General features: G+C 59.3%; 16 protein-coding genes. 2 read left to right on the top strand and 14 right to left on the bottom strand.

Annotated elements, in window-relative coordinates:
* The first annotated feature begins 2 nt into the window (after positions 1–2).
* Positions 3–293: a hypothetical protein gene (locus J3R75_RS17670; protein ID WP_307264442.1), complete on the top strand. Its 291-nt coding sequence runs from the start codon at positions 3–5 to the stop codon at positions 291–293.
* Between the two features lie 43 nt (positions 294–336).
* Here J3R75_RS17670 and J3R75_RS17665 read toward each other — a convergent pair whose 3' ends face one another.
* From J3R75_RS17665 to J3R75_RS17610, 12 genes are all read right to left on the bottom strand, one after another.
* Positions 337–3,570, bottom strand: coding sequence for a DUF6259 domain-containing protein (locus tag J3R75_RS17665; protein WP_307264440.1), 3,234 nt, complete (start codon positions 3,568–3,570; stop codon positions 337–339).
* Positions 3,571–3,667: 97 nt separating this feature from the next.
* A complete protein-coding gene (locus J3R75_RS17660; protein WP_307264438.1) occupies positions 3,668–4,870 on the bottom strand; it encodes a SpoIIE family protein phosphatase in 1,203 nt (400 codons plus the stop codon).
* Positions 4,851–6,605 (bottom strand): [Fe-Fe] hydrogenase large subunit C-terminal domain-containing protein, encoded by a 1,755-nt coding sequence (locus J3R75_RS17655; RefSeq protein ID WP_307264435.1) that lies wholly within the window; start codon positions 6,603–6,605, stop codon positions 4,851–4,853. Before J3R75_RS17655 ends, J3R75_RS17660 begins: the two co-directional genes overlap by 20 nt.
* Positions 6,606–6,782: 177 nt before the next feature.
* Positions 6,783–7,040, bottom strand: a complete 258-nt coding sequence (locus J3R75_RS17650; protein WP_307264434.1) for a (2Fe-2S) ferredoxin domain-containing protein — start codon at positions 7,038–7,040, stop codon at positions 6,783–6,785.
* A 300-nt stretch (positions 7,041–7,340) separates the two neighbouring features.
* Positions 7,341–8,261: a zinc-binding dehydrogenase gene (locus tag J3R75_RS17645; RefSeq protein WP_307264432.1), complete on the bottom strand. Its 921-nt coding sequence runs from the start codon at positions 8,259–8,261 to the stop codon at positions 7,341–7,343.
* A 40-nt stretch (positions 8,262–8,301) separates the two neighbouring features.
* Positions 8,302–9,345 (bottom strand): Gfo/Idh/MocA family protein, encoded by a 1,044-nt coding sequence (locus tag J3R75_RS17640; protein ID WP_307264430.1) that lies wholly within the window; start codon positions 9,343–9,345, stop codon positions 8,302–8,304.
* Positions 9,346–9,423: 78 nt separating this feature from the next.
* A complete protein-coding gene (locus J3R75_RS17635; protein ID WP_307264427.1) occupies positions 9,424–10,116 on the bottom strand; it encodes a hypothetical protein in 693 nt (230 codons plus the stop codon).
* 30 nt (positions 10,117–10,146) lie between these two features.
* Positions 10,147–11,010, bottom strand: a complete 864-nt coding sequence (locus tag J3R75_RS17630; RefSeq protein ID WP_307264424.1) for a hypothetical protein — start codon at positions 11,008–11,010, stop codon at positions 10,147–10,149.
* On the bottom strand, positions 11,007–12,857 hold the full coding sequence (pilM, locus tag J3R75_RS17625; protein WP_307264421.1) for a pilus assembly protein PilM: 1,851 nt from the start codon (positions 12,855–12,857) through the stop codon (positions 11,007–11,009). The genes J3R75_RS17630 and pilM overlap by 4 nt, the downstream gene beginning before the upstream one ends.
* Before the next feature lie 50 nt (positions 12,858–12,907).
* Entirely contained in the window at positions 12,908–15,961 is a 3,054-nt protein-coding gene (locus tag J3R75_RS17620) for a coiled-coil domain-containing protein (protein WP_307264418.1), read from the bottom strand.
* Between the two features lie 86 nt (positions 15,962–16,047).
* On the bottom strand, positions 16,048–16,968 hold the full coding sequence (locus tag J3R75_RS17615; RefSeq protein WP_307264416.1) for a GAP1-N2 domain-containing protein: 921 nt from the start codon (positions 16,966–16,968) through the stop codon (positions 16,048–16,050).
* Between the two features lies 1 nt (position 16,969).
* Positions 16,970–18,886, bottom strand: a complete 1,917-nt coding sequence (locus J3R75_RS17610; protein WP_307264414.1) for an FHA domain-containing protein — start codon at positions 18,884–18,886, stop codon at positions 16,970–16,972.
* Between the two features lie 614 nt (positions 18,887–19,500).
* On the opposite strand from J3R75_RS17610, the gene J3R75_RS17605 reads away from it, so the two are divergent.
* Positions 19,501–20,619 (top strand): IS110 family RNA-guided transposase, encoded by a 1,119-nt coding sequence (locus J3R75_RS17605; protein WP_307264412.1) that lies wholly within the window; start codon positions 19,501–19,503, stop codon positions 20,617–20,619.
* Positions 20,620–22,271: 1,652 nt separating this feature from the next.
* Here the strand turns inward: J3R75_RS17605 and larE are convergent.
* Together larE and J3R75_RS17595 are read right to left on the bottom strand one after the other, a co-directional pair.
* A complete protein-coding gene (larE, locus tag J3R75_RS17600; RefSeq protein ID WP_307264411.1) occupies positions 22,272–23,078 on the bottom strand; it encodes an ATP-dependent sacrificial sulfur transferase LarE in 807 nt (268 codons plus the stop codon).
* 56 nt (positions 23,079–23,134) lie between these two features.
* Complete coding sequence (locus tag J3R75_RS17595) at positions 23,135–24,115, bottom strand: peptidase associated/transthyretin-like domain-containing protein (protein ID WP_307264409.1); 981 nt, start codon at positions 24,113–24,115, stop codon at positions 23,135–23,137.
* Positions 24,116–24,117 lie beyond the last annotated feature (2 nt).

The raw sequence follows: 24,117 nt of genomic DNA, 5'->3' as shown, positions 1-24,117 counted from the left end.
TCATGGTCGATTATCCAACGGACGACGAACTCGGCGAAAAACTTCAGAAGGGCGAAATCACCCGCGAAGAAGTCATCGAGATTATGAGCGAACGCGCCCGCCAGCGCGCCTTCGCCACGCTCTTCAATCCCGGCGCGCCCCTCGGCCAAGCCGCAAAAGACGGTCAACCGCCCAGTGCTGGCGGCTCCCCCGGCTCCGGCGTCGCTGCCCGGCCCTGGTATCGCCAGCGCGGACTGTGGCTCGTCATTGCCCTCTGCGCTGCGCTAGTGATCCTGGCCATCCTCTTGGGCTGACCGCCCTGCCGATAGTGTTCAAAGCGTAGCCGCTCTCAACAAGCTATTTAGTCTCGACGAGTTTGAGTTCCCATGGCTTGAGGGTGTGCGTGGATTCCTGGCCCTGCCAGTGGAGGGTGCCGCTTTGGGCGACGTCGCTGATATTGATCATCAGGACCGCGCTGTCGCCGTCCGGGGCCTGGAAGGCGTTGTGGAGGATGGCCGGGAAGTCGTGTTTGACTTCGATGGGCAGCCAGCGCGCAAGATTGCGCATCTTGACCCAGAAGCTCAGGCGGTAGCTCTTGCCAACGGCCAGCATGCTGCCGTCAATGGGCAGGACCTGTTTGAGGTGCGCCAGATCGTCGTTGGCAGCACTGGCCAGTCGAATGGCGTAGTTGCCGCTGCGGACGTCCTTTTCCTCGCGGTGGAAGGTCCCCTTGAATACTCGCCCCTGATACTCGGCGATATGCTGCCAGCTGGCCGGGGCCTGCGTGGGGTCCGCCCAGTCCTCGAAGCCGGGGTTGGGCAGGAGATTGTCGCCATTGCCGCCGATTTCCGTCAGTTTGAAGTCGTCAAGAAGCATTTCTCCCTTTTGGCGCAGGCTGATGGGAACGTGGAATTCGACGGCGCCGGCGGTGATCGTGATGTCCATGCTATGCTGCTGCCACGTGCTCTCGCCGGAGACGATGTCAATGGTACAGGACGCGCTGTCGACCAGCTTGCTGGCGTCTTTCATCATGGTGTAGAGCTGGCCATTGAGTTTGGCCGCCTTGCCGGATGTCATCTGATGTTCGAACCGCGCCGTCGTCAGCGGTGGCGGATGCAGCAACTTACCCTGCATGAAGTACTTGCCGGCACCGGCAGTGGCGAGGGCTGCCCACTGCGACATGATCGTGAAGACGGCATTGCCGGGCCGCGTCAGTTCAGCGTAACTGCCGTCGGCATGCAGTTCATCAAGGACGATCTGATCGAAAGTGATGCTGCCTTTTCCCTTGAGGCGCAGGGTGATACGCATGGCCTTGGTGTCGGCTGGAATCGTAAAGGGCTGCTCGTAGGACTGCCAGCCCTGGCTGCTTAGCGCATTGGTATGCCAGGCGTCAAGCTCTTTCCAGAACTGCCAATTGCTGTCGCTCATGGCCGACAGACTGACGGCGCCCGTGCCGCTGAGGGCGTCAGACTTCATCATAAAGCGCAGGCGGTACTTCCCACCCACCGCCAAGTGCGCCTCGGCCAGCGCCAGGACTTGATAGACGTGTACGTCCTCGCTGTCGTCAGTGCCGACAACACGCAGGGCGGCGGCACCCTGCCCCGGCGTGGCGCTGTCGTAGTCAACTATAGCAGGCCCATATGGCTGACTGCGCCAGATCCGCCAATTTGCCGGCGGCATGCTGGGGACATCAAAATCGCCATTTTTGACTAGTGGCTCGCCGGGGAATTCCATCTGGTGTTGTTTGCATGACGGCATTTCGCCGCTGACGACGGCCTGGGCGAGGATCAGTCCTACCGGCTCGCTGTGTGGGGGGATTTGGAATACCGGCATGTACTCGTGGTAAAGATAGGGGAAAATCGCCGCGTGCTGGCGCGGATACTGCTCCCATTGGTTGATGATGAACACCGATCGAGCATGGCGGTAGTCATAGAGTCCAAACTCTTGGGCGAAAAGCTCCTGTGGCGACTCCATGCTGAAGACCATCCTGGGATATTTTGCGTTGGCCCGTGCGCGCAGTAGCGCCATTTGTTCGTGGAAGGCGTCCACATCCCAGCGCCCGAAGCCCGGCGCGTGGCCGTGGTCGGGGCTGAAGCAGGCCGTGCGGCCATCGCTGGGCCAGGCGCCGCCTACGACTTGGTCGAGCTGCACGACATCGACGCCGCGCGCGGCCATGTCGTTCACGGCGGCGCGGAAGAATTCGCGGGTCCAAGCATCGCCGCGGCAGAGCGCCGCCGTCTGGCCACCGTAGAGCCACGATGGTTTTTTGAGCATCACGTTGCCCTGGCGGTCTTTGATTGCGTGTTTTTCGCCGATGGCAGCGAAGTCCTTACGGTCATCCCAGTCGCAGCTGCCGTCGGGTTTCGGCCTAAGGGTCAGCGTCCATTGGTAGGTGGAGGGGAAAAGACAGACGTGGCCGCCCATATCGGCAATGCGTCGGGTCATGGCGGTAAAGGCTTCGTCAGAGGGATAAAATGGCGTGTACTTCGGTGCCACCCACGAGGCAATCCGCTCATAGCCTAAGAAGGTCATGAATGGCGGCAGATTTGGAAAGTGCTTGGACCACTTGTTGTCCAGCCAGTCGCAAACGGCGTCGGGCTCGCCATCGCTGCGCAACTCCCACTGCACGCGGATGCAGCCGCGCTTGATCCAGTCGGGAATGTCCTGCCGTGCGGCAACCGTTTGCGCGCACCACGGCTGCGTCACGGCCCAGCGTTTGTGGATATCCGCAGCGTCGCGCCAATCGCAGGGGCGCGCGGGATCGGCGCTGCGGAAGGTGGTACAGACCACGTCGTAGGGTAGTTCGTAGGGCGCCGTCAGGGGATGAAAACATTGATGCGACCAACTGTACTCAACGCCGCGGTTCTGGCGGGCGATGGCGACAGTCTTGTGGTAACCCACGGCGTCTTGCGTGGCAGTGAAGACGCCGCCAGCAGGATCGTGGAAGCTGGCGAACTGCGCCGCCAGCGATCCCGGCTGGATATAACGGCGTTGAAAGCCCTGCTTCCAGTCGCCGGGTGCCATGAAAGCGCCGCCTTCGGTGGCGCCGGCCAAGGCCATATCGTCGGCACGACTGTCACCTAGACGGTCCTTAAGCAACAGCAGCGGATACTGACTATCTTCGAGCACCAGCGTTGGTGCGCCGCTCACGCGCAAGCGCCAGCGCAACAGTGCGTCGCCGGCCTGCACGGCGATGCGGCAGTGGACTGCCAGCTGCGGCCAGTCAGCAAAGCCGCTGTAATGCAGCTCGACGGCGTCTTGACCGCCGTCTTTAGGCAAGACTGTCACAGTCATGCGGGCGGCATCGTTGCTGCTGAGGGTGATGGTCTCGCCGGACTGGTCGCCAGCGCGCGTCAACAGCAGCTGGAACAGCGGCGTGTCATTACCGTCGGCGAGGTATTCCCGGCCGCTCTGCCGGTCTTGGAAGGACAGGATGGCGCCGGCGCCGGTTTTGCTCAGCCGCAGTATGTTGCCCGTGTTTTGGATGATGACGACGTCGCCCTCTTCGCGTATGGCGCCCTGACCCCATAGTGGTGCCAGCAAAGTGAGGGATAACATGATAATCAAGCCGGAAATGATGGAACGGGCCATGATCGTCTCCTATGATAGTGAGTTGTGCGTTCCTGACCACGATGTCCGCAGTCTCTGCTGTCTCCACCAAGTCCACCAAGTCTATTCTATCCCGTGTTCAGATAAACTGTATTCGGGTTTCCTTGAGGTACTTTTCTTCCAGGAGTCTAGCGAGTCGTTTCATGAGGGTCCGGCGCAGGTCAAGTTCCATGGGCACATTGGGATCTTGATGCGCTTCATTGATGCGGGTGCCGACAAGGAACTGGATGATGTCGCTGTTGCGGAAGAGCTCAAGGATCATGGTCGCACCATTTTTGGGCAGGCGTTCAATCATGGCGCCGCGCTCGAGCATTTCGGTAACCTTGGCGAGGGTGATGGTACCTTCGGTAACCAAGTCGACGCCTTTCATGTGAGAGATGGGCGGTACTTCGGGGTCCAGCAAGTCCAGGTTTATGCGCACATCGACGTCGAGTTCGCGGGCGACAATGCCCGCCGTGGTCCCGCCCGAGACAATGATCCGGCCATTGAAATTGCGCACGAAGTCGGCCATAACCTTGTCATTTTCCTGCGAGAACGGTGGGCCAGTGACGACGAGGAGGCGACGGGGATGGCGGAAATAGACCACACCGCAGGTGATGTCATCCTTGGGGCGATTCTCGTCGTTTAGCGCCGCATGTTCGACCAGCTGACGGGCCAGTTCGCGGGCAGATATGGCGGGATTCTGCTTGATCAACGTCATGGCGAAGGCACGGACGGCGTCAATGCCCCAGCCAAGGGGAAAGGCGTCCCGGCCCATGCCGGATTGCGAAACGCCATCGGAGAAGAAGATGACGCGGTCGCCCTCTTCCGCCTGGAACTGCGAGAACACCACGGTGCGGTTGCCTTGGACATTGCCGGTGCCGGGCGCCATTTCGTAGGAGTCTTTTTCGCGTTTGAGGATTTCGCCGCGGCGTAGGACGAGGCACGGCGGGTTGTCGTGCTCGATAATGCGGACGCTGTTGTCGTGTTCGATGTCGACGATGGTGAAGGTCGAGTAGGCCACCTTACGCTGACTGCAGACCGGGAGCGTGTCCATGATGACCTGCGCGGTGCTGCGTAAATCGGTGTCGTTGGTGGCGAATTCGAGTGCCATGCTACTGGTGAGCGTGGCCAGCACGTTGGCTTTCACGCCGCTGCCAAGACCATCGGAGAGGACGGACACGATACGCCGCGCGCCCTTGATTTTACGGGACAGAAAGACGTCACCCCCGACGGGCTGGCGGTATTTGAAGAGCTGGTGGTGATCGACCTCAATGAAAAAGTCATCGGCGTGAGTCTGCATTGTCCCGTCCTGCCAAGCGCTTGCTGCTGTATGAATCGATGATGTCATTGAGGCTAACTTGTGATTCCGCGGCATTTTCACCGAGGAGGTAGGCGATTTTTTGCACGGTTTCCATCTGCCGGCGGATAACCTCCTGGGCTTTGCGGATGACCTGCTCTTTTTCTACGGCGGGTTCGGTAATATCGCGCATAATGCAGCCGACAATGCGGTGCGGCTCGATGGTGAAGATGGTGACGTTGTACACCGAGCCGTTGTTTTCAATGTCGCGGTAAGAGATATCACAGCCGGTCTCCAGCACCTGGTCGAAGTACTTGGTGAGGAATGGTACGAGTTTCTGAGCGCTGGCGCCTTCTAGGCCGGGCGAGACCTCAAAGGCGTCCTTGATGTCGTCGCCGAGCATTTCGGCAAAGCGCCGGTTGCATTCGACTACGTTCATGTTTTCCTGTACGATGATGACGCCGGAAGGCATGGTCTGGATGAGCGTGTTGGCCTTTTTGTTCGCCAGTTTGCGCATGTAGGACACGCACATCGACGGCTCGGCCTTGCCCTCCAGCAACGCGACGGCGAAATCCCGGCAGCTGTTGTAGCCGCAGCCAGAGCAGTTCAACTCGTCCTCAAAACTCTGTTTGCCGATGGACAGCAGCGCGTCGTTGATTTCCTTGGCGGAGAACTCGCGTTTGAGCACCGGCGTTTTCGGGTGTGTAAGCGTGGCGTCGACGCGGGCCTGACGGGGGACGACGGCGGGATCGTAGTCGACGGCGTTGACAATCTGCTGGCGTTTGATGATGGTCGCTTCGGTGTCATGGCCGATGGGACCGTTGACGCAGCCGCCCTCACAGGCGAGAAGTTCCAGGAATAGCGGTCTCTTGAGGTGCGTCTTGTCCAGATCGTGTAGGGCGCTGACCACATTGTTCACGCCTGAGAAGGCCATGAAATCCGCGTCGTGGATGGAGCAATTGGCCTTGATGCCGGCGATCATGCCACCATCGACCGGGTAGAGCGCGCCTTCGGCGGCGCGGTCGGGGCAGAACACGTCGCGTTCAGTCGGTTGCATGGCGAGCGGGTCGATGCTTTCGGACTGGAACCACTCGCGGAGATTGTTGTAGCTCAGCGCCAGGGTCAGTAATTCGGGATGCTCGTCGGCCTCGACTTTCTTGCCGATGCAGGGGCCGATGAAGACCACCCGGATGTGGTCGCCGTAGTGCTTTTTGAGCAGCCGGGCATGGGCCTGCGCCGGTGAACAGAAATCAGTGATACTGGCTGCCATGGACGGAATGTACTTGCCGATCAGATCTACGACGACCGGACAGGCCGAGGAGATGTACACGCGCGGCGTCGGATCGCGTTTAAGCAGCTCGGCGACGGATGCGGACACTTCCTGGGCGCCCAGGGCGGTTTCGGACACGCCGGCAAAGCCCAGTCGGCGCAAGGCTGCAATGAGCTTGTTCTCGGGAATGTCGGCGAACTCCGTGCGGAAGGACGGCGCGATGGACACGTACACGGGCGCTGGGTCTTTGAGCAGCTGTTTGGCGCGGCCGATGTCCGAGCGCACGCGTTTGGCATTGAAGGGGCAAACTTTGGTACAGCGGCCGCAGGCTATGCACAACTGCGGAATGATGTTCGCGCTGCCATTTTCGATTTTAATGGCCTTTACGGGGCACATACGTACGCAACGGCAGCAGTCCTGGCATTCGTTTTTTTCTGTATAGATTGGGTGTTGCTGGGAATTGTCCATTCACGTCACCTGCCTGTCAGGGGGGCTGAAATCAGCGCTTGCGCCATACTCGCGCCATGGCGGTATGCGGCACACTTTCGGGCATCATTACTGTGGCCTTAGACACGGCTTTTGCGCCTTTGGCTCATGCTCGGCGCAGCCTATACGGTTATTCGGGGCGTGCTGCGGCGCGAGCCATCATGCCTTGGCTGGTTGATCGGGCGCGAAGTGCTTCTTGAGGATATCCAGACAGGCATTGGCGTCGACCTCGGTGTAGCGGACGCCATCAATCACCAGATTCGGTCCTTCTTTGCAGTTGCCATGGCAAAGATCGCCGCGCAGTTTGACGCGATCGCTGAGGCCGTTGCGCTTCAAAAAGTCCTGAATCACCGTCAAGTTGCGGTTATTGCCTCTGGCAAAGCATGAGCTGCCCATACAAATCAAGATTTCAGACATCCTCAGTCACCTCATTTTATGCATGGGGACAGGCGTGAATACATTACCAGCCACGAATTATTCTGATGCTCGTGGCGACGGCGAAAGCTAATGGTTTTTACCCTGAATACAAGATGGACGCAGGCAAAAATAAGCCGGCAGCCCAAAAAGTAGCACGCAAAGATGCCTCATCACGCGAAGACGCGAAGAGGAAGGCCTTTGGGCTCACGCGAAGCCGCGATCTCTGTAGCCGCACGGCATGCCGTGCGGCAAAGCCGCGATCTCTGTAGCCGCACGGCATGCCGTGCGGCGTGCATGGTGTTATCGCCAGTCGATGGCGTAGCAGAAGTTATTTTCGGGGTCGTTGCTCAGCTTTTGGTATGCGGCCGTGATGGCGCCCAAATCGGCCTTGACGACGCCATTGAGCAAGGGCGTGATGTGCACATGGCCATCCATGAGCCACTGGACGCCGCGTTGGAGGTTGCGTTCGGTGAGTGCCATGGGGTTTTTCATTTCCCAGCCGGAACGGAAGAGTAGATTTTTATTCCAGATTTGCTTACAGAGCGCGTATGCGGTCAATGGCCCGTCCTTGACAATGCCGACCATGCTGCAGGCGCCGCCTTCTTTGAGGGCTTTGGCTGCGGCGGTGAGGGTCGTCGAGCCGGCAACGGTGTCGATGACGAAATCGAGGGTGTTGTCGATTTGGGTGAAATCGTCGGGCGAGAGTGTCGTGGTAATACCGCAGGCATTGGCGATCCGGCGGCGGTTAGGCGAGGGATCGACACCGATGACATCGCAGCCCAGCACGCGGCCGATCTGCGCGGCGATATTGCCAACCGGGCCGAGGCCGATGACAGCCATGCGCATGGGCAGTACGCCCTGGTTGTTGTAGGCGTGCATGCCGATGTTGATGAAGCGGAGAAAACCGGCGCATTCCAGCGGCAGCTCATCCGGTAGGGGTAGTAGCAGCGATTGCGGGCTCAGGGCGCGGACATTGCAGTGGGCACCAGAGCTCTCAGCCATGGTTGGGAAGACGAAGCAGCGCCGGCCCTGTTCATCACGACCAGTCATGATGTAGCCCGGTTGATTGGGGCGGCCGCTGCGAACGCCACCAAGTTCGGTGCCGGGGCTGACCGTGGTCATTTCCATGGTAATGACGCGATAACCATCTGGAATGACAAGGTCCTCTTCAGTCCAGTAAGCCTTGTCCAAGCCAGCAAAAGTGAGGGTGCGATGCAACATGGCGTGAGTCCTTCTTCGCTATATAGACTGACCTGAGTGTTCAGGCCTTGTTTTGTATTGAGGCGACATTTGCTCGCACCTGGTCAAGGATAGCCATGGTTTTGAGACTGTCGGCGAGGGTCGTGGTATCGGCGGGCTGGGTGCCTTTGCGAACGCAGTCCAGGAAGCTGGCCACTTCGGTCTCGTAGCCCATTTTGACGTTATTGCTGCCGAAGGTGGCGAACTGCCAGCGAGCAGCGTTGCCGTTGCTGGCCGGGAAATAGCTTTTCTGTGGTTCTGGCGGGTAGTAGTCGAGGGCGTGGAAAGCGTCAGTAAAAATCATCGTCCGATTGGCAAAGAACAGTTCGGTATTGAACTGCAGATTGCCATAACCGGGGGCAACCAGGGTGTGCAAGAGTACCCGCATACGGCCGCCAGCGCGGTCACGCAGCCGGATTTCAATGACGATGTTCTCGCCAGAAAACTGCACGTCGGGCGCCACTTCGACGATGTCACCCAGGAAGGACGCAGCCAAATTGACGGGATGAACCGCCTGCACCATCAAGTAGCGCCAGAGGAAGGACAGATCATCGGTGCCCTCGAGGCCGTAGGTGCTGTTAGCGCGATAGGGGCCACTGGTAAAGTACTTGACGGTGCCATAGAGGAGTTCCCCGGTGTTTTCGGTCGCGCAGATGGCGCGGACCTGCTTGATCACTGCGCTGTGACGCATCATGTAGCCGACTTGGCCAAAGCAGCCGGAGGACGCCGCCTTGTCAGCCAGCTCCTGCGCCTGGGCGAGGTTTTCGCCGGAGGGCTTTTCAATGAAGAATGGCACGCGCTTTTCCAGGCAATACCGGCCGGCTTCGAAATGCAGCCTCGGCGGCCCCACGATCAGCAGCGCATCGGGTTTCTCGCGGTCGATCATCAGACGGTAGTCGCTGTAGGCCCTGTCGGCCCCATGGCGTTGTCGCGTGGCCTCGGCCGTTTCGGGCGAACGCGTGCACACGGCCGCCAGATCGACGTCGCGCGCACTGGCCAACGACGGGTAAATAAAACGATTGGCATGATTGCCGCCACCAATGAAACACAGCTTAAGTCGTGACATGTTGCTTTCTTTCTCTTGTGGCAAAACACATTGACGAGACCATCCGCCCAGCTCGGCTCACCAAGCTGCTGCAGGTGTTTACTCTTTTTTCGTCGCCCACACCGGCCAGGTTTCACTGAAACGAAATTCCTTCTGGAGGCCGCGAGCATCGCGCACGAGCAAGGACTCGGCGGAAATGGACAGAATGCGGATGCCCTCAATTTCGTCGCCGACGGCCAGCGAGCGCGATATGGCCGGGGTACCCGGGCGCTTCACGGATACCACTGCGGTTGCTTTGCCACTTGAAGTGGTGAACTGGTACGTAAAGGTCATGTCGCAGCTCTCGACGTTTTGGCCGGCAGCTGCAGTTGCGGCTTGTTCATGGCCGGGCTCGGGGCGATCGCCAACGCTGGGCAGGGCTCCCAGGCTTACCCGGGGAGCAGTCGGTACGGGCGACGGTTTGGGCGGTGGCGCCTCAACCCGGGGGTCCGGGCGTCGGCGTGGCGGCCGTGGCGGCTCAGGCGGCGGTTTGGGGGCCGGCGGCTGAATGTCCTTGATGGCAAAGGGGCTGCGTTCGCTGGCCCATGACAGGCCGTCCCGCTGCAGGAACGCGTAGGCGCTGGGCGTAACAATGTTATCGTACTCCAACTGGCCGCCGCCGCCGCCCAGTGGCACGTTGTCTTCACTCGCGCTCAGCGCGTAGACCATCACCGACAGCGCAGTAAGCAAGACGCAGCTGATGCAGGTGACGATTTCCCACTCCTGCTTGCAGTATGTCGACCATTGGTTCATGCTTAACCCCGGGGCATTTTCGCGTGACGGTTACTGTCGTTGGCGCGGGCCGCTCTTATCTTCGAGGACAAAAAAGGCCGCGCAGGTAATATCAATGTGCAGCTGGGCGAGTTCGCCGGCTTTTGGCGGTCGGAGCTGGCATTCGAAATTCCGGACAGGCATAAACACCTGGTCACTGTCAAGGCTTTGCAGGAAGGCCATGAACTGCTCCTGTTGGCCGACGAGGGTAAGGCGGACGGGGAATTCGAGCAAGTAGGGCTTTTCGGCCTTGGTGTCAGCGAAATAGGCTTGCATTGGCTGCATGGCCACAAGTGCGGCCGGATGTTTCACACCGTCGATCACACTAAACAGCTGCGGGTGTTTGGCAATGCTCATGCCGCTGGCTTGAACGATGTCGAGCAGCGAATCAAGGGCCCATATTTGCAACAAAGCCTGATAAATGTGCTGAATGGCGGTGTCTTCGGCAAGATTGAGGACCTCTGGCGAGAAGTATATGCCCTGCCCGGCCGCGCGCCGCTGCACGCGGTTGAATTCCTCCTGGTAGTCGAGGCGGGACACTCCCCGCATGAAGCCGGCGGCGTGTTCGTGGTTGCGGGCGATGCGTCCCTGGAAAGTCACGGCGGCACGCCGCATGAGTTGAGTAGAGTGCGCTTGGATGCCGTCGGGGCCTTCGAGTTTAGCCACCAGTGCCGAATGGTATTTATTGAGGATTTCCGCTTGCAAGGGCCATTCTGTCCCGGTCAGCCGCTGGCGTTTTTTGACGATGCCTGCCCGCTGCTCGGCGATCTCGTTTTTCTGTGGCCGCAGAACCAAGATATAGACCAGCAGCTGCAGACCAATCGTGGCGACCGCGACACCGAAAAGGAGGCGGTGGATGTAGAGCCAGTTTTTCATTTGCGGCGCCCTCCCTTCTTAGGGGCCGGTGGCATTGGCGGGCGGACGTGGCGTTCGGCAAAGGGCATGCGGATAGTAAAATTCCGGTAACTCACCGGACCGTTTTGCGCCGCCAGGCGTTTATTGTAGTCCAGCCACGGGGCGAAGATATCTTCTCGGCCATCGCAGTCCACCTCCGGCAAAATGTCCACCCGGTCGAAACGGCCGTTCTGATTGAGTGTCTGCACCAGCTCGCGGACGGATTCATACACCTGCTCTTCTTCCTGTCGTTGGGTATAGCCGGCAGCGATGAAGGCCTCGGTGTATTTGCTCTCGGCGGGCAGGCAACGGTTGGGAAATTCGGTTGCCAGCAATGCGTTGGCAGTTTGGCCTGCCTTGGCGGCGGCGGTGGGCGTACCGAACATCGCGCCGGGGGCAGCTGCTGGCGACTGGATGGCGCTGGCACTGGTTGTTTTGCGTTGCGTGCGCTGAGCGATTGCCGCCGCGCGGGTAGCTTGGAAGCTCATCTCGTCGCCCAGGTAGACCAGCCAGTCATTATCGCCGCGGGTCCGGCCTAGTTCGGCAATGACCATGGCAATTCGGTTGGCTTGATTGCCCGCTGCCACTAGCGGTACGAGTTTGCTTTCCTGACTCTGCAAGGTCGCTCGGGTGCTTTCCAGTCTGGAAACGAGTAGGCCGCACTGATCCAGCTGGGAGTTGACGGTTGTGAGCTTAGCCAGCACCTCTGCCCCGCGACGCCAGCATGCCAATTCCAGACCAAAACCCGCGAGCGCAAACAGCAACAGGGCCACAGCCAGAAAGGGCACGCGTTCAAGCCGCTTCTTCCGCCAACGAGTATCCTGTGGCAACAGCGTGAGTTTGAGTGGGGCGCAAGAAGCACCCTGCAGTGCCAGGCCGTAGGCGACCGTCAATTCGGGGCGGATTTTTCCGTCAAGCTGCGGTCCGAGGTGTTCCACGGGGCATTCCAGGCGGTTCTGCAGCCATTCGGCGAGGCCATTAAGGCGGCTGGCGCCGCCGCAGAGCAATACTTTTTCGATAGGCTTGTCGCTCAGTTCCGGTACTTCCTGATTGCGCCAGTGTTCGACCGTGGCGTGGATCTCATTTTCCAGCAGTCTAGCCGCGGCGATGAATGGCGAATGCGGCGCTTCCTCGGCGAGATTAATCTCGGCCAGCGAGCCGCCTTGGTGGTCTTTTGCGGCCAGAGCCTGTTCGAAACGCTCGCCGGCAAAGAGCAACGAGGCCAAAAAAAGGGGCTGGCCGGCATACCACACGGCGGCAGTAGCATTGTCGTGCCCAAGATCTAGCAGTAGCGTCGGTGATTTTGCCTGGGCGGCATCGGGTTGGAGATGGGCAAAGGCATTGACCATGGCCAGGCCGGTCATGGCCAGATCATCGACACGCAGCCCCACGGCCTGCATACGCCCCAGGCGTTCGCGCACGGCGCTCTCCCGGCAAAGTGCCATGAGCACCGGGTGATTGCGGCCACCGCCGGCGGGCAGTGGCTGGAAATCCAGCACAAAGGCCTCGTCGGAAAGCCCCGCCAGCTGTTTTGCCTCCATGCGGACTAGATTTTCGAGCGCGGCGTGGTTCACGCCCGGGAGGTCCCGCACCAGGGTGGTCGTGAGGTATTGAGGCATGCCGACGGTGACGCGGCCGCTATCCAAACCATGGGATTTCAGCCAGTCGCGGATACTGCTGTATAATTCGTCGTCGCTGAGAATGCCCTCGGCGCGGGCATTGAAGACCTCAGCGCTCAGCAGCTGGGCTTTCTTGCCGCTGCCACTGAACACTAATGCTTTGACGCTGGCGCAGCCGATGTCCAGACCGATAATTGTTTTGACTGGCATGTTCATGGGAGGTTAAATTTGGAAAGATGTGGGGCGATTTTCGCGACAGATTACCAGGCGTTTACCGGCCAGGACGCGGGTTTGCTGATGGCGGTCTTGTCGGCATCGGCGACGCCCAAGCTAATGAGGACGTTCGCAGTTCCCCGCTCGCGTGTGGGCGCAAACAGCGGCATGCCCGGGAAACAGACTCGGAGGGCGTCGGCACGCATGTCAAGGTCGCTACCGGCAAGCAGCATAAAGTACGGCTGTTGCTGCCCGGATGGGGCAACCAGCACCCACACTTCACTGGGTTTTGCTTCGACAAAAACTGGCTGTAGCGCGCCGGCTGGGCCAGCTTGCATACTGCCAACGCAGCGGGGCTTGGCATTCAGGGCTTCTTGCAGAACCCGCAATGATTTCACCATCCGCGCCGCGAAGGGTGAAAACTCCGGCAGCTCGCTGAGCTTGCGGCTGATTCTGGCATTGGCATCTTTGGTGGGTGGATAATTCGGATTCATCCACGGGGTGCTACTGTCGACGCCGTCGAGAATGTCTAACCAGCCGGCGGATTCGGGCAATTGCGTGCGGCAATTTGCCTGCAGGACGTCAATAATAGCCCGAAGCAGCCACAATTTCGGTATCAGCTCGATGTCCTGACTGGCGATCAAGGTATCCAAGTTATTGAGAAGGTGCACAGCTGGCAATGGCGCTTCGTTGGCTTCAGCGACCATCTGGTAGAGGAAGCGCGCATGGGCGCAGAGATTATCCTGCGCCTGGCGTCTGATATCAATTTCGAAGTCCCGCACGTTGAGCCGGTTTGGAAAGACGTCCTTGGTATGCATCAATACTGGCGGGCCGTCAATTTCGCGGAAGAAGTAGATATTGCCGAAATAGATATTTTGTTCGTTGCCTTCGGCGTCCCGTTCTTTGCCTTCGATGAGCGGTTTAGGCGAGTAGAGCAGTTGCCACTGCCTGGGTTCCGGGCCGACCCGTGGGCGGTAGCGCAGGGTTGTGACGTTGAGCATATCGGGATTGAGTGCCAGCATGGCGTTGATCTGCCCGAGCATAGCCTGACGCTCATCAGCCATGATCAGGCAGCGCTGCAGGTCGGGTTCCCAGACCGAGCCTTGCGCTTGTTGAGTGAGAACTTGTTGCAGGATGTGGATTTGATCCGCTGGTAGTGGCAGCGCGCCCACTGTGATGCTGCTCAGGGCGGCGACCTTCTCGTAGTGTTGGCGCTGATCAAGAATGCGCCGGTAATGGAGGGTTTCTGCTGCCGTTGGGGCCATCTCGCAGTATTCCTGCAGCAGCGTGAAGTAGCGTTGCAGATCCGGCAGCGCCAGGGGTATATCCTCTTGCAGCACCTGCAGTTTCTGCCGTCGGGCGGCATCGTCGTCTCGGCGTTTGGCCCAGTCGCGTTCCCAGACACCGAGGTCTTCACTGGCCTCATGGAAAGCCTGGGCAACAGCCTCGCTCGCAGCCGGCAAGCGCAGAGCGCCCTGCTTGAAAGCCAGAGTCAGTTCGCTGATTTTTTCGTATTCGCGGGCGAAGTCTGCATAAGGCTGTTTTTTTGCATCCTGACGGGCCGTGTTATACATGCCGGTCAGCCTCAGCAGTTCATTATCGGCGTCACGGCGCTGGCGTTGCTGCCAGCTTTGCCAGGTGCGACGCCAGATATCGACCTGGTTCTTTTCTTCGTCGCCATAGGCCATTTCTGCGGCTTCAGCGAGAAGTTGTTCGATGATTTCGGCGCTCGTGCCCTCATAGGCGTTTTGCCGGATGGCTTCAAGGGCAGTCATTGCGCGCGCATAGCGTTCACCGGCCTTGTTGAGTTCGCGGAGGGCGAGAATGAGATTCTGGTGCATGGTCCGCACCTGCGGGCTCTGCATAAAGTTGGGATCGATATGGCCGATATGCTCCATGTACTTATCAAGCTGCTCATATTGTGCCGAGCTGTGCATGCGTTCCATCTCGGTGAAAATAGCGGCGCGCCGGCGCTGAACAATGCGGAAGTGCAGGAACGCCCCCAGCAGCCCCAGCACGATCAGGACGCCGATCACGATGGCGGCGGTGACGCGACGCTCTCGGCGCAAGCGCTTGACCTGCATATCGGCCAGGGTCTCCATCACTTGTTTGCGGAGGATCTCTGGCACGGGCATTTCCCAGGCGCTGAGGCGTTCCCACTCATGGCGGAGTGACAGTTCGCTGAGTTTGTTCGCTGCCAGTTGATCCTGCAGTTCAGCCAGGGCTTGGCCGAATTCAGCCTTTTTTTCGTTCCGTTTGGCAATAGCCGCCAGCATATCACGAGCGGCAGCGAGGGTAGTTTCCCAGTTTTCGGGCATGCGCAGAAAGGCATCGTCTGCGGCGAGCTTTTCAGCGGCGGCGGTCACGACTGCAAGCTCTTCGGCCTCGTCATTTGCCAAGGCGCTTTGGAGGCGCTGAAGGATGGCAACGCCTTCCTTGCAGAGTGCTTCGGCGCGATCGTGCATCAGCAGTTTGCGCATGTTTCGCAGGACGTCTTCGGGCGCAGTCGCCACGCGGTAGGGGCTGGTCAAGTCGTCATAGAGGGCTTTCAGGCTGGTCAAGTCGCGTGTCCTAATCGCCTCTTCGGCGGCTGCCACTGTATCTGCCATGGCCTCTTCTTCCAGCGGTCGCAAGTTATTTGCCCAGCTGGGGTTGGTTGGATCTTTTTCGCGGATCATACGCAAGACGCTGATGCAGCCGTGGTGGTCGCCCTGGTAAACCAGGCGGCGGTATTCCTTCAGCAGCGGGGTCAGTTCTTGCTCGCGGGCGCACTCGCTGCGGAGTTTGGCGAGCAGTTCGTCGTTGAGGGGCTGAAAGACGACCAGCTCCATGTCGGCGCAGATATTGCGCCATTTTTTCAGCCCTGCAAACTGCAGCTGCTCGCCCAGAACGAGCAGGTCCGGTGCAGTGTGGGCTTCATGCACGGCCTCGGAACGCATACCCTTGTCGATATAATCCTGACAACGCAACAATCGTTCGTTGGCCAGGCGGCATAACTCGGCGAATTGTTCAGCGTAGTCCTCGACCAAGGGATTGCGGTCGATCTGGCCGCTCTCGATCAATTGGCAGATCTGCTGAATGAGTTGCTGTTCCGGTGTCATGGTCGTCACCTGTTGTTTTCTGTAGCGAAGCCCCTGCGCTGGGTGCTGCGTGAAGGTGCCTGGGGTGCGGCAGTCGTCGGCTGCAGCTATAAATTATCGGGTTTACGGGGCTTCATATTCAACATGTTAATATTGCGGTTGGGCAAGGTCACGAAACGGGGTTTGGCGGCGGCTTCGCCGTGTTCCTTCTTGACCTCATCCGGCGGTAGCGCGCCGCCATCGCGGGCGAGGGTAACGAGCGGGTCGTCCGGCGGCACTGGCAGTGCTGCGGTGAGGTCGATGATTTGGGCGCGGGGATTGCGGCGGGCGTCGCGGAGGATTTCCGAGTCGTGCAAACAGCAGCGCCAGCAGCAGGTCGCTCCAGCCGGCAGGCTGGTGAAATAGCTGTTGTAGGTGACTTGCCAGCGTTCGCGCCTTGGCAGTAGCGCCAGCGACTCGCCCAGCAGGGGAAGCATATCCATGCCGGGTTCAAAGACAATGAGTTGCACGGCGCTGGGATCAGCGCGAAAGGCCATCGCTAGTCGGGCGGCATTGCCGGCATCGCCAGTCAGGGCTTCCCAGGCTTGAGCGTGGCAGTCGTCGCTATCGCCTGCGGGAATGACCTTTGGGCTCTCAAAATGATGTGGCGCTTCGTTCCAACTGCTGAGGAAAAAGCCGTCGCGGGTGCTGACCCACACGGGCCCGCCCGCGCAGTTCTCCCGTTCGTGGACAAGCACGTGGTGTGCCAGCTTGTTGGAACGGCTGGTGTGGTCGGCGGAGACTGCCGCCACCCGCGAGAGAATGCTGGTATTGCGACCGGTCAGGTTGCTGCGATAGTGACTCCAGGACACCGGCTCCTGCGCGATGTTTTCTTCATGGACAGCGTAGACATTCTTGTAGGCGCTGATCGCTTCCAGCAGCTGGATGAGCTGCGGCGGCATGCCACGGGTGTAGGCGACCGTGCAGAAGCCGCGCGTACCGGGACGCAACCCTCGTTCGGCTGACGTATAGACCAACTCGTAAGCCATATCAGCAGGCGCCTCCGTGCTCAGACTCTGCCGCTGCCCCAGGGGTGATGCTGAACCACATGTCCGTCCCCGGACAGCGCAACTGGCTGCCCGCATAGGACAGCGGGACCTGCAGAGGCTTCTTCAGCCCCGGCAGAGTGACAAAGTAAATGTCGCCCGACAGCTTGCAGGTCGCCGGTGTCTCGGCGTGGCGCACGCGGTTTTCCGGTCGGACGTTCTGGATGAAACCGCGCTCGTAGAAGAAATACAGCATGGGCACCGCCACCCAGTAGGGATCGACATCCTGTGGACGGATGCCAATCATGCCCGTCGTATCGTTGAGCTCCGGACTGTGGCCAAGCGCACTGTTGGGCAGGTAAAGAACTTCGCCCGCAAAGGACTCTGCCGTGGAAACGACCTCCGGGCAGACCTGCTCCAGAAGCTGGCGCAGGGCAAAGGACACGTTTTTGATCAGCGCGACGTCGAGGGCGCAGGTGTTGCTAGCGGCATCCCAGTGCCAAGGTTCGCGGGGCACGTCGGCGTCTAAAAGCTGTTTCCAGACATCGAATTTTGACACGAGGATAATCAGTGTCTTTGCCGTCTTGCGGCCAGTGCGCATGCCAGAGTACTTCTTGATGCGGTTGATCATCTCGGTGAGGATAATTTCTTGCCGTTGCACTCGTGAGCTTACTGACAACTGCGGGTCGTTGCCGCCGCTGAGTTTTCGGCGAAAACGGACATCCTTGGTGGGGTCGAAGAGGAAAAAGATGGTATCAGAATGGAGCAGGTGCTGAGTGGTCGGGTTATCGACCGAGTCCATGCCGGGTTCGAAATGCTCACCGGCGTTGTCGTAGAGCACCAGCGTGCGCGACATGCTTTGGCGGACCTGGTCGTACTGGGGGTGGTGTTCTGCCGGGGTGATGGTGAACATGAAGGGCTTGGGCAGATTGATCAGCATGTTGTCCATCAGCACCTGGTTGTAGAGCTCGCCCTGCAGTTCGGTTTTGCGCAGAGCCACCAGTTCCTGTTCGTCGGAATGCAGGAAGACCGTTTCCTCGAAGTCGTTTAATATTTGATTGTTGACGGCATCAGTATCGGTAAAAGAAATAGCGAAGTTGCGCGAGAGGGTATTACGCAAATCCCACGTCATGCTGGTGAGAAAATAAGACTTGCCGCTGGCGGTGGCGCCGACGATGGAGAGAAAGAGCGGCGGCATCTCACTGGCGGCCTGAGGAATGCGCAGGTGGCAGCGTGGGCAGGCCATGTCTGGGCAACTCATGCCGGCGACGTCCAGAGCGTTGCCCTCCTTAGTGAAACGGGATGGCAGGAAGCGCTGGGCTGCATCCGCGCCGAGCACGGGGTCGCCAATGAGGCTCTGGTGCCTGGCGATGAAGAGAAATTCATCCACGTCAAAACGATGCCAGCAGTGAGGGCAGATGATGCCCTGGCGGCCGCTGCCGGTGAGCTTGGTGATAGTGGCGGCGGGGGTGCCAGCGATGGGTTCTGCCGGCAAAGGCACGCGGTAGCCGACGGCACTGGCGGCGGCGCCGTCGGGCGGGCTGGTGGCTGCGCTATGAGCGCCGGTACTAGCTGCGCCGGGCTGGATGCTGATTTTGCGGAAGGTCGGTGCTGGCGCAGCTATGTCGGGTTCTGGGGCGGTCATAGTGTCCAGGTCGGCCATGTCAAGAGCGAGGTCTAGTTTCACCCGGCCCATGACCAGCTGCAACGACCTGTCGATGGCTAGTTGACTGACCCGCTGAGTACCCAGGTAGATGCCGTTGGTGCTCCACTGATCTTCTAGGACGATGCTATTCTGAGGGCCCAGGGCAAAGACCGCATGGAGACTCGATACGGAATTGTCTGGTATGACGATGTCATTATTGGCTGCCCGGCCGATGCGGCAGGGGAAACGGCTGACGGTATAGCAGACCGGTTCCATTCCCTGAACACGAATCCGTACGTAGCAAACTGGGGCGTTGGTAGTCGCTGTCATTCCTGTACCTAAACCTTCGCTTTATGTATGATCCGGCCATGTCAAAATGCTGCTTGAGCAATATAGCCAGCCTTTATCCGAAAAAAACAGCTAAAAGGAGGAAAGCCCCAAGCTTTCGGTAATCGGTCAGTAACCACCCCGGTGGGGAAAACACCGGGGACAATTTGCAGGTTACATGCTCCTTGGGTAGGCGGCGGCGTATGTAGTTCAGGCTTTAGCCTGCTCCCCATTCCCCGGTTATCCGGTCATGTAACATAGGAGTCATTGATATTGGATGCCAGTAATTCCCCTTTCTGGCGCGTTGGGGACGCGACGCGCTAGGCCAATGTGGCGCCCTCCGGGCGCAGTTCCAAGTTGCTGTCACACCCCGGGTTGCGGCGCCCTCCGGGCGCCTCACCCAGTTGCCATGGTAAAAGGTGAGACAGCCGTTTGCGCCATGGTCATGCCGCTGTTGACAACAAAAAAAGGCTGATTCTCGAAAGATGTGTTACATTCGTCGGCACGACCTACGCTCAATAGTTCGTGCCATGTTTCACACCCCAACAGAGGAGAAATCAGCCATGGTTGAACGTACCACCCTTTCCTTCATTGGTCAAGAAATCTACTGCGGATTTGATGTCCACAAGAATTTGTGGTCGGTGTGCGTCCGGCACTGCGGACGTGAACTTGCCTGTTATTCCATGCCGGCAAACGCAAGGGAGGTTGGCAGAAAGCTGCGAAAAGATTATCCCGACGCGAGTATTCACAGCGTTTATGAAGCCGGTTTCAGTGGTTTTGAGGCCCATCGCATCCTGGTCGATGAGTTTGGCATCCACAACATCGTCGTCAATCCGGCCGATGTCCCAACCAACGGCAAGGAACGCGTGCACAAGAGCGACCGCATTGATTGCCGGAAACTGGCCAAATCCCTGGAAGCCGGCCTGCTGGAGCCCATTTATGTGCCAAGCCGTGAACACCTGCTGCTTCGCAACCTCCTGCGCCGGGAGACTCAGACATCCGGCGCGATAGTCAGGACCATCAACCAGCTCAAGTCCCACTGGTATTTCAACGGCGAACCGATACCCCACAGGGCCGGTAAAACTGTCCTGGGTTCCCGCCGGGAGCAAGCGCGCGCGCGCGGCGATTACGTCGCGGTCAACCTGATTGACCAGTGGCACTCCCTCACCGAGTCGCGCCAGCGGATTGTGAAATGCGAACATGAAACCATCGCGAAGTTGAGTCTCACAAAAGAAATCAAGCACGTGGCGAGCGCCCCTGGCATTGGCATGCGCAGCGCCATTGTCCTTTTGTCCGAACTTTGGGACATGCATCGTTTCCCCGACAAGAATCATCTGGCCTCCTATGTCGGCCTCGCCCCTCACCTGGTCGGCAGCGGCGACAAGGAGGAAACGGTGAGCGGCGGCAACCGGAAGCAAAAACAGCTGCACTACATTCTGATCCAGGCAGCCTGGAGGGCGTCAAGAAGCGATCCTCAAATGATAAGCCTCTTCGGAAGATTGCGGCTACGGCACCTTGCCTCTCAGAGGATAGTCTGCATCATCGCGAAAAAAATCCTGTTCATCATCAGGGCGCTGCTGCTTGAGGATCGCGATTACCAGGCTATTTTCCCCAATAGGGAAATCACTTGCAAGCAAACCAAGGCCACCCGGAACGAAACACCACCTGAGAATGGACGCTGACAGCGGCGGGTCTTCCGGAAACCAACCTGATCCGATTACCGCCTAGACAATCCCCAACGAAGGAGGCGAACGCCACAACGATAGCGAGTGGCCGCGCGATTGCTGTTCGTCGCGAGAGACGTTTTGCGGCAAGTCGTTTGCATAACCCCTGGAAGAAAGTTCCACGAACCCAGTTTGCGATTGCCGCTTTCAAGGAATGAATGGCAAAATGCGCGCGACAGTCACCGTTCTGAAAACCACGGCGAACGCGCCGGCGACCAGTGCATGCACGCCATGCCCCGTCACCGGCCGGAAAACGAGGAGAATACCCTCATCGCCGAAAGGCCGCAGGCTCAAGCACCCTTGAGGAAAACACGGCCCTACAATCAGAAAACCGAAGACTGTCCAACAAGGCGCGAATAACAGTGTGCGCTAATTGCAGCGGATACGGTCGCCGCGAAAGCTCCCTATCAAAAAAAGAAACAATCCCATGTTTCCCCAACAACGTCTTCAATAAGGCGTCAGGTTTTTTTTGTCTTTTTTTTGCTCTCAAAAAGGCAAAAACAAAAACATGGGATTAGACCTAATTCCTACCTGAAAAGCACTTTTTCAGCCGAAAAACAGTCCAATCTCGGGCGGCAATTTCCAACAGAAGCATGTGAAAAATGCATTTTTCAGCAATTGGCGTCGCTTGACTTTTACATAACGGGGTTATGCATGGTGCGGCCCTCCGGGCCGAACTTGGCCGACCTGACGACGTGATTTGTCCGAGGTTATCCGGTCATGTAACATAGGAGTCATTGATATTGGCCGGGACCGTAGGGACGCTTGGGACCGGTGGGACTAATTGGCGGTGGCGCGCACTGGGGCGAGGACTCACGACTCATAAGGCATGATCCCATGGATTGGACCACTGGGACACTCGGGACCGTGGGGAATGACGCATTGGACGCGGGGGACTGCTTGAGGACCTTTTGGACTCCTGGGAGCGCCGCCGTCCCTGGGTTATCGATCCGGGCCGAAAAACGCCGTTATTCGCTGGCGATATTATTGCGCCGTAGGCGCTTAACCATGCTTAACCCCAGGCTTTAGCCTGGGGACGCAGCCTGCCAACAGACAGTGCCTCGTAGAGGCACCACAGTTTTGGTTATCAATGACTGAGCGGTAGAGCAACGGGCGGCCCTAGGTGCGCCCGTCTCCCAGCCGTGGTGCGGGCTTTCAGCCCGCGCCGTCGCCAGAGGCCAGCAGGCGTCCACTGGCGCGCCCGGCATCCCAGGCCGCGAAGCGGCAGAAGCGCTGAAAGCGCGATCTATGATAGCCCAGGGCAAGCGACGCCATGGGTAACGCGCCATTTTTGTGCGTGTTCTTCGGCCTCTTTGGCTCCAGTCGGCGAAGCTGACTGGGGCCAAAGAGGCCGAGGAACCCATTGTAACGTCTTCACCGTTTTGTTCCTTGCGCCTTCATCGCTGTTTATTTTAAGTCGCCCCTACAGGGCTCATTTCGAGTGGGGCCTTTTCTGAGGGCGACGCACCCTGCGGGCGCTTGCCACAGGCTATCTTAGGCCGCGCTTGCCCATGCGCCCGCCGTGTGCACGGCGGGTTGCACAGCCGTCTTCGCGTCATCGCGTGAGTAAAATGGTGTTCGGGGATGAGTGTGTCGGGGTGACATTCTGCTCAGCTATCGCGATGGCTGGGCGCGTTCATGGCGCCCATGCGATAACCGGCTAGATCGAGGACAACGTCGCTGAAGCCTAGGTCGCGCAGTGCCGCCAGTAGTTCTTCGCGCATGGTCAAAATGGCCGCGAATGACTCCGGCGGCGCCTCGATTTTTGCCATGCCGCCGAGGTGCCGCAGGCGGATGCCGCGCAGGCCATGGCGATGGAGGATAGCTTCGCCCTGCTCCACCTGGCGTAGCATCGCCGCCGCAATGGGGGTGCCCGTCGGGATACGCGAAGCCAGACACGCCGCTGCCGGCAAGTCCCAGTTCGGAAGCCTGAGCTGCCGCGCCAGGGCGCGGATGTCCGCCTTGTCCATGCCGGCGTCTTCGAGGGGATGGCGCACGCCCAATTCGTCGGCCGCGCGCCGGCCGGGTCGGTAATCGCCGCGATCGTCGACATTGCTGCCATCGGCCAGGACGGCAAAGCCGCGCTTGCGGGCCGCGTCCAGCAAGGTACTCATGATTAGCTTTTTGCAGTAGTAACAGCGTTCCGGGTCATTGCAACGGATGGACCCATTGGCGAGCATATCGACTGTCACCGTGACCAACGTGATGTCCGCCGCTGCGGCCCAGGCCGCCGCACGCGTGCTTTCATCGCCGGCAATAAAGGGCCCCTGCACATGCAGGGCGAGAACGTGGTCGCGGCCGAGGCAGCGCCGCGCCACTGCGGCCAGCAAGGTGCTGTCGACACCCCCGGAGAGAGCGATGGCGAGCTGTCCCAAGTCGCGCATAGCGTCTTCCAGACGATTCAGTTTGTCTTGCATGCGTTCATCTTCCAGCGGTGTTTTGGCGTCAGCGTTAGCGTCAGAGCCCCGGATCATCATGGTGCAAAACCGCGTTTCACAAAAGGCTGCAGCTGCTTGTGTTTCGGGTAGAGCTCCCAGGCATCGGCAAATCGTTCCTGGGCTTCCTGGCGGAAATTCAACGCGTCGGCACAGTTGATGTAATTGGTGTAGAACTGCAGGTCGCGAATGTCCTTGCGTTCGCGGCGCAGGTCACGCAGGAGTGACAGCATGGCTTCGCGGCCAGCTTTGAGGGCATCGGCATTGCCATAGTCATATTGCTTGGTAATGACGCGGTCGACTTCGGACCACAGCCGGTGGCCGCCGTCGCTGGCCTTGCCGTCAAGCACGAGTACCAGCCCTTCTTTGAATACGACGGCGGCCTCGGTAAAGTCATGTTCGAGGATCAGGTGATGACCGAGGTCCGCATAGTGATGGGGACTGTTGGGCTCGTCTTTGATCTTGTTGCGGTAGAAGGCCACTGTCTGGCTGGGTAGTTTCACATGAATGGCCTGCGAAACCCCTCCCGAAGACAAATCGACCTGCCTGGTCACCGCCTCGCGGTCCTTCATGCGGAAGATAAGTTCGATGGCGCGAGGCTCCAAACCATTGATGATGACTGGAGTGCGACCCTGAAATTCGCCATCCAGAAACAGCTCCGCGCCGGCCGGAGTGGACTGGCAGCGCAGGCTAACGCCAAGTTTTTCCGCCTGGGCCAGCTTGACCAGCAGACGGCCAGCGGGCGCAATCATGCCGGCGGGGATGCTCAGAACGCTGTCTTTGCACCCCGGAGCAGTCAGCATGAGCGACAGTTCGCCCTGAGCTGGCGGGGTTATGCGGCAAGGCGTCGTGCCGATGATGTCATCGCCCTGCCAAACTGCCGCCGGCGAGGGCTGACTTTCCAGCAGCAGCGTGTGGTCGCGTTGGCAGGACGCAGCGCCAAGCAGCAACAGCAGCAGGGCGAACAGCGGCAAGAGGCTACGGCAATGCGGGCCTTGGGCATAACGCTGGTCAGTCATCA

Source organism: Oligosphaera ethanolica, from assembly GCF_030814695.1.
Classification (GTDB): domain Bacteria; phylum Verrucomicrobiota; class Lentisphaeria; order Oligosphaerales; family Oligosphaeraceae; genus Oligosphaera; species Oligosphaera ethanolica.
The sequence above is the reverse complement of the archived record's forward strand: the minus strand, read 5'-3'. Positions and strand labels throughout refer to the sequence as shown.